Annotated in this window: 7 protein-coding genes; all 7 read right to left on the bottom strand. The window is 69.2% G+C overall.

Annotated elements, in window-relative coordinates:
- Positions 1-1,605: hypothetical protein (locus tag AB0G59_RS10005; protein ID WP_360909841.1), on the bottom strand; the 1,605-nt coding region annotated here is incomplete at its 3' end.
- Positions 1,602-1,985: a DUF6507 family protein gene (locus tag AB0G59_RS10000; protein WP_360909839.1), complete on the bottom strand. Its 384-nt coding sequence runs from the start codon at positions 1,983-1,985 to the stop codon at positions 1,602-1,604. The genes AB0G59_RS10005 and AB0G59_RS10000, both read right to left, overlap by 4 nt.
- Before the next feature lie 48 nt (positions 1,986-2,033).
- Positions 2,034-2,348, bottom strand: a complete 315-nt coding sequence (locus tag AB0G59_RS09995; protein WP_360909837.1) for a pore-forming ESAT-6 family protein — start codon at positions 2,346-2,348, stop codon at positions 2,034-2,036.
- Positions 2,349-2,367: 19 nt separating this feature from the next.
- The gene (locus tag AB0G59_RS09990; protein ID WP_360909835.1) at positions 2,368-2,700 is read right to left on the bottom strand and encodes a hypothetical protein; all 333 of its coding nucleotides are present in this window, start codon (positions 2,698-2,700) and stop codon (positions 2,368-2,370) included.
- Between the two features lie 168 nt (positions 2,701-2,868).
- Entirely contained in the window at positions 2,869-4,008 is a 1,140-nt protein-coding gene (locus AB0G59_RS09985; protein ID WP_360909833.1) for a PP2C family protein-serine/threonine phosphatase, read from the bottom strand.
- A gap of 410 nt (positions 4,009-4,418) precedes the next feature.
- Entirely contained in the window at positions 4,419-5,231 is an 813-nt protein-coding gene (locus tag AB0G59_RS09980; protein WP_360909831.1) for a DNA-formamidopyrimidine glycosylase family protein, read from the bottom strand.
- A gap of 117 nt (positions 5,232-5,348) precedes the next feature.
- Positions 5,349-5,837, bottom strand: coding sequence for a ribose-5-phosphate isomerase (locus AB0G59_RS09975; RefSeq protein ID WP_071964799.1), 489 nt, complete (start codon positions 5,835-5,837; stop codon positions 5,349-5,351).
- Positions 5,838-6,000 lie beyond the last annotated feature (163 nt).

Genomic DNA, 6,000 nt, shown 5'->3' with positions numbered 1-6,000 from the left:
CGCACCCGAACCGGAGTCCGCAGAACCGGAGCCCTTACCCGCACCCGAACCGGAGTCCGCAGAACCAGAGCCCTTACCCGCACCCGAACCGGAGTCCGCAGAACCAGAGCCCTTACCCGCACCCGAACCGGAGTCCGCGGACGAGCCGCCGTGACCACCGGAACCGTGACCACCAGAGCCGTGACCGGCGCCACCGCCCGACGGCGTGTGCGAACCGCCACCGCCGCCACCCACAGTGGCGGGCACCTTCTCCTTCTCCGGCACCTTCAGCGGCTCGGAACCCAGGTCGGTCTTGCCCGGCTCGCGGTGCGGGGTCTTGACGGGGTCGCCGTTCTCGTCGACGAGCTTGCCGTCGTTCCGGAGCGTTTTGGCCGTGCCGTCCTTGTCGATGTAGTGGAGGTTGCCCTCCTTGTCGAAGGCCATGTCGCCCGGCTTCGTCGGCACGTTGCGGGACATGTCGTCCAGGCCCGCGCGGCTCTCCTTGAAGGTGTTGAACAGGTCGCCGACCTTGAGCTTGGTGATGCTCGCCGCCTTGCCCAGGTAGCTCGCCGGGTCGACGAAGGCGCCCGCCTTGCCCAGCGCGGTCAGGGCCTCGGCGCCCGCGCCGAGCTTCCCCGCCTGGCCGGCCTTGCCGAGCTTGAGGAACGTGCCCGAGCCCAGGGTGACGACGTTGAAGGCCACGGCGCCGAACGCACGCGAGGGGTTCTTGCCCCACTCGTCCCAGGCGACCAGCGACTTGCCGAAGTTGCGCAGCGCCGCCTTCTGCTTGTCGGTGTCACTGTGGTCGACCGGGCCGAACATCTTGTCCATCGCCCACTCGTACGGCGTCGCGATGTACGCGCTGACGCCGCCGAAGACGTCGCCGATGGCCCCCCAGGTCTTCTTGAAGTTGTCCCAGTCGAAGACGTTGATCATGCTGCCGAGGCCCTTGAGGGTGCCCAGGACACCGTCGACGAAGAAGCCCTTCAGCGCGCCGCCGACGTTGTCCTTCGTCCACTCCCACGCGGCCCGCCAGCCGGTGTACTCGCGCTTGTCGACCGTCCCCCAGGGGGTCTCCTTCGCGTCCTTGACGTCGCTTTCCTTGAAGCCGTACATACCGGCCTTGTGCGAGCCGTCGTCGACCACGAAGTGCGTGCCGCCCACGAGCGCGGTGATCTTGTTCGCCGCGTCGCGCTCGACGCCCATGAACGCCACCCACGTCGTGCCGACCTCGCGGACGATGCGCGCGTTCTCGTCGACCTTCTTCTGGTCCTTCTGCCAGTCGTCGTCGTTCTTGTTCTCGCTGACGAACGTCTCGGCGTCCCTGCGCAGCTGGTTCATCTTCTTGACCAGCGGCTCCGCCGCCGTCGCGAAGCCCTGCAGCGCGCCGCCGACCGACTCCAGCTTCTTGGCGAAGGCGTCCGCCTTGTCCCGGACCGGGATCGTCGAGTCGAGGAGGTGCTCCCGCTCGGGGGCCACGTAGCACGCCGACAGCCCCTGGAAGGCGTCGTGGACCGCCTTGCCCGTGTCGCGGATGCTGCCCGCGGTCGTCTTCAGACCCGTCGCGTCCTTCTCCAGCTGAGGCAGGTTGCCCGTGAAGGTCGGTATCTTGCCCGGCTCGATCACTTCTTGGGCCCCTTCATCTCCTCGGGCGTGGGCGCCTTCGAGTACTCCTCCTGCTTGTTCTTCGCCATCTCCAGGTCACCCTTGATGTACTCCTGGGTGGCCAGGCGCGCGCCCGTGAGGGACTTGCCCGTCCGGACGGGCAGGAACTTCAGGTCGTTCTCCGTCGCCTGCTGGAACTCCTGGAGGGCCTGGGTCACGGGCCCGAAGGCACCGCCCTCGGGCTGCGCGGCCCCGCCCAGAACCATCGTGCCCGCGTGGGTGGACGAGTGCATGAGGCCCTCGGTGTAAGCCTTGAACTCTTCCTCGAACTTGCCGCCGGACTCGGCCGTCTTGTTGAGCACCCCATGCACGGCACCCGGTTGGATGTCCCACTTGGACACGATGGATCCCCCGTTTTAAGAAACGTTTCTTCCCACTCGCCCGCGGCGTCAGCCGATGGCGTCGACGGCGGCCTTCGCCTTGGTCAGCGTCGACTGCGCCGTGCCGTCGTTCTTCTCCATCGTCGAGCGCAGCAGGTTGATGATCTGGCGGACCTCGGTGGCCGCCTTGTTCCAGCGCATTTCCACGCCGTGGTACTGATCGTCGACGCCGTCGGCCTTGAAGTCGGCCATCGCCGCCTTCACCGCCCCGTCACGCTCGATCAGCAGCGTCTCCAGCCGCCCGATGATGCCCTGCAGCGATCCCTGGACCTCGGTCGAAGCGCCCGTGTCGTAACTACGACGGTCCGCACCCGTACCAGCCATGACCAATACCCCCTGTGTCCTAGCGGCCCGAGAAACGTGCCGCGTCGAAGTTCGCCGCCGCCATCTGCTGACGGGCGTTGTCCGCCGATTCCTGGTCACCCTGGCCGAAGGAGGAGTCCATGCCGGACTGGCCGCCCAGGATCGAGCGCAGCGAGCCGTTGAGCGCCGCCCCCACCTCGTCCGAGTGGGCCTTGAACTGATCGAACGCCGCCTTGCCGGCACCGTTGAACTTGCCCTCCAACGGCTGCGCCGCGTGGACCAGCTGGCGGACCAGACCAGCCAGGTCGCCGCTGGATCCGTGGGTCTTCTTGACCAGCCCGGACAGCGTCGTTTGTCCCATATCGAACTTCACGAGCTCACCCCCGTCATGTCTCAAGCTCTAGTTGGCTCGAACATGTCTATCAACATCATCAGCGTGATCACAAAGCACTACTGAGGCTGACGGGCACTCTGTTACACGACAGTGCCAGTCGTCCCACAGAAGTGACACTGTGCCAGCACCCACTGACAGCGGCGGCCGTCAGTCCCGGCAGATCAGCAGCAGCGCCCGGTCGTCGTTGACGTCCTTCGCCACGGCCTCGATCAGGTGCCAGGCGGCGCCGTGGAAGCCGGAGGTGACATAGCGGTCGGCCTCGCCGGTGAGGCGGTCCATGCCCTCGGTCAGTTCGCGCTCGTTCGTCTCGACCAGGCCGTCGGTGAAGAGCATGAGGACGTCGCCGGGGCGCAGGGTGCCCTTGACGGGGTCGAAGCTGGCGCCGTCGTAGACGCCGAGGAGCGGGCCGTCGGCGGCCTTCTCCTCCCAGCGGCCGGTGCCGGCGCTGAGCTGGAGGCCGGGCAGATGGCCGGCGGAGAGGAGTTCGTAGTCGCCGCTCTCCAGGTCGAGGACGAGGTGGACGGAGGTCGCGAAGCCCTCGTCCCAGTCCTGGCGCAGGAGGTAGCCGTTGGCGGCCGGCAGGAAGTCATGGGGCGGGAGGGAGCCGAGGAGGCCGCCGAAGGCGCCGGACAGCAGCAGGGCTCTGGAGGCCGCGTCCATGCCCTTGCCGGAGACGTCGGTGAGGACGACCTCCAGCGTGCGGCCGCCGTTGGTGCGGGCGGCGACGACGAAGTCGCCGGAGAAGGACTGGCCGCCGGCCGGGCGCAGGGCCATCTCGCGGTGCCAGCCGCGCGGCAGTTTGGGCAGCTTGCTCTGCACCCGGATGCGTTCGCGCAGGTCGAAGAGCATCGTTCCGCCACGCCGCCAGGGCACCCCGACGCGGCTGCGGAACTGCGCGATGAGCAGGCCGAAGAAGCCGACGGCCGCGACGACGAGGATGGTGCCGGGGCTGACCCGGTCGGTGCCGTGGTGGGTGGGGTCGTCGAGGACCGCCGACTCCACGATGAGGGCGGCGGCCGCGGCGGAGTACAGCCCCAGGAGACTGGCGGGCCGCAACAGCAACCCGCCCGCGACGATGGGCAGGACGAGCGCGGCGGGCGCACACCACTCCGGCTGGGTGATGGTGCCCCACGCGAGAGCGGGTACGGACAGCAACAGCGCGGTGAGCGCGAGCCAGTCGGAGCCGTCGCCGCGGAAGTAGTCGACACCGGCCTTGCGCATGCTCGTGCGGGCCCGGTGCAGTGCTTTGCGCATCCGGGCCGTCGGGGTCTCCGCCGCGCCAGTCATTGCATCGGGACCTTATCCACCCATTCGGCGGTGCGTCGATTCACGCCGCGCCGACACGGCTGCCGCGGGGGCGCCGTGCGGACACCCGGAGAGCAACCCTATGCGAAATTCGTTCTCCTGCACGGGTATGCGCCACCGGGCATGGGAATGACGACGGAGAAGCACGTACTGCGGGCGGCGGATCGGGTCCGTCGGCGATGCCGAACATGCAATGGCGCGTGCATCGATGCGACTCGGGTGCGCCCGTTCACCCCACTGGTCACGGCAAGCTCATACGCAACAGATGGCGTGCGGTCGCGCTCGTCGGCGCCCGGGGCCGCGCACGCCGCACGCGCCACGAGCGGGGCGGGGTGCGCGCGCCGGGTGCGGCCGCCCGTACGGGAGTTGGGCCCCGGGCCGGGGCCACGGGCCTACGCCGGCTGGCAGTCGGCGCACCAGAAGAGGTTGCGGGCGGCCAGACCGGCGGTGCGGATGCCGCCGCCGCAGATGTGGCAGGGCTGTCCGGTGCGGCGGTAGACGTACACCTCGCCACCGTGGTCGTCCACGCGCGGCGGCCGGCCCATGGCCTCGGGGGTGTGCTCGGGCCGCACGGTGTCGATGCGGTTGTTGCGGACGCCCTCCCGCATGAGGTCCGCCAGGTCCGACCAGATCGCGTCCCACTCGGCCCGGTTCAGGTCACGTCCCGCGCGGTAGGGGTCGATGCCGTGCCGGAAGAGGACCTCGGCCCGGTAGACGTTGCCGACGCCGGCCACGATCTTCTGGTCCATGAGGAGGGCGGCGATGGTGGTCCGGCTGCGGGAGATCCGCTGCCACGCCTTGCCCGGGTCGTCGCCGTCGCGCAGCGGGTCCGGGCCGAGGCGGTCGTGTATCGCCTGCTTCTCGGCGTCGGTGAGCAGGGCGCAGGTCGTCGGCCCGCGCAGGTCCGCGTACGAGTCCGGGTTCGCCAGGCGCAGCCGCACCGTCTCGGTGGGGGGCGGGGCGGTGGCGCCCGCGCCCCAGGTGTACTTGCCGAAGAGGCCGAGGTGGATGTGGACCCAGCCGGGCCCGGCGAAGCCGAGGAAGAGGTGCTTGCCGTGGGCTTCGGCCGTCTCGAGGACCTGGGCGTCTATCAGCGCCGCGCTGTCCGCGAACTTGCCCTGGGGGCTGGTCGCCCGGACCGTGCGGCCCGCGAAGGCCTCGCGGTGGTCCGCCGCGAGGCGGTGGATCGTATGCCCCTCGGGCACGGAGGTCTCCCGGTGTCGCTTCCTACTGCCCGGGGCTCCGCCCCGGACCCCGGACCTCACGTGCCGGACGGGCCGGGTTTCGGCCCGCCCGGTGCGTGAGGACGAAGAGAAGGGGTGTCAGCCCTGCTGCGGGTGGTGGGCCGGGATCTCGGGGAGCTCGCCCGTGGTCTCGTAGCGGCTCAGCATCTCGATGCGGCGCGTGTGGCGCTCCTCACCGGAGTACGGCGTCGCCAGGAAGATCTCGACGAACTTCGTCGCCTCCTCCTGGGTGTGCATGCGGCCACCGATGCTGATGACGTTCGCGTCGTTGTGCTCGCGGCCGAGCGCTGCGGTCTGCTCGCTCCAGGCCAGTGCGGCCCGGACGCCCTTGACCTTGTTCGCGGCGATCTGCTCGCCGTTGCCCGAGCCGCCGATGACGATGCCGAGGCTGTCGGCGTCCGCGGCGGTCTTCTCCGCCGCGCGGAGGCAGAACGGCGGGTAGTCGTCCTGGGCGTCGTAGATGTGGGGACCGCAGTCGACGGGCTCATGGCCGTGGGCCTTGAGCCACTCGACGAGGTGGTTCTTCAGTTCGTAGCCGGCATGGTCGGAGCCGAGGTACACGCGCATGCGTCCGAGTGTGGCACGTCCGGGGGCGGCGACCGGCCAGGAGGACCCCGGTAACTCTGAGTGAACACAACGAAATGGATTCAGGTCTTCCTAAAGACACCTTTAAAAAGTTCTAATGCGGTGGCTCGTAACCCGAGAACCAAAGGAACAACCCGAAGGAACG

This window comes from Streptomyces sp. NPDC021096 (genome assembly GCF_040641275.1).
GTDB lineage: Bacteria > Actinomycetota > Actinomycetes > Streptomycetales > Streptomycetaceae > Streptomyces.
Note: the sequence above shows the minus strand (reverse complement) of the source record. Positions and strands in the feature narration are given on the sequence as shown.

What these genes read in the sequence shown, in the direction of transcription:
- AB0G59_RS09995 (WP_360909837.1), bottom strand. Translation starts at nt 2,348, where the DNA reads ATGGCTGGTACGGGTGCGGACCGTCGTAGTTACGACACGGGCGCTTCG.
- AB0G59_RS09985 (WP_360909833.1), bottom strand. Translation starts at nt 4,008, where the DNA reads ATGACTGGCGCGGCGGAGACCCCGACGGCCCGGATGCGCAAAGCACTG.
- AB0G59_RS09975 (WP_071964799.1), bottom strand. Translation starts at nt 5,837, where the DNA reads ATGCGCGTGTACCTCGGCTCCGACCATGCCGGCTACGAACTGAAGAAC.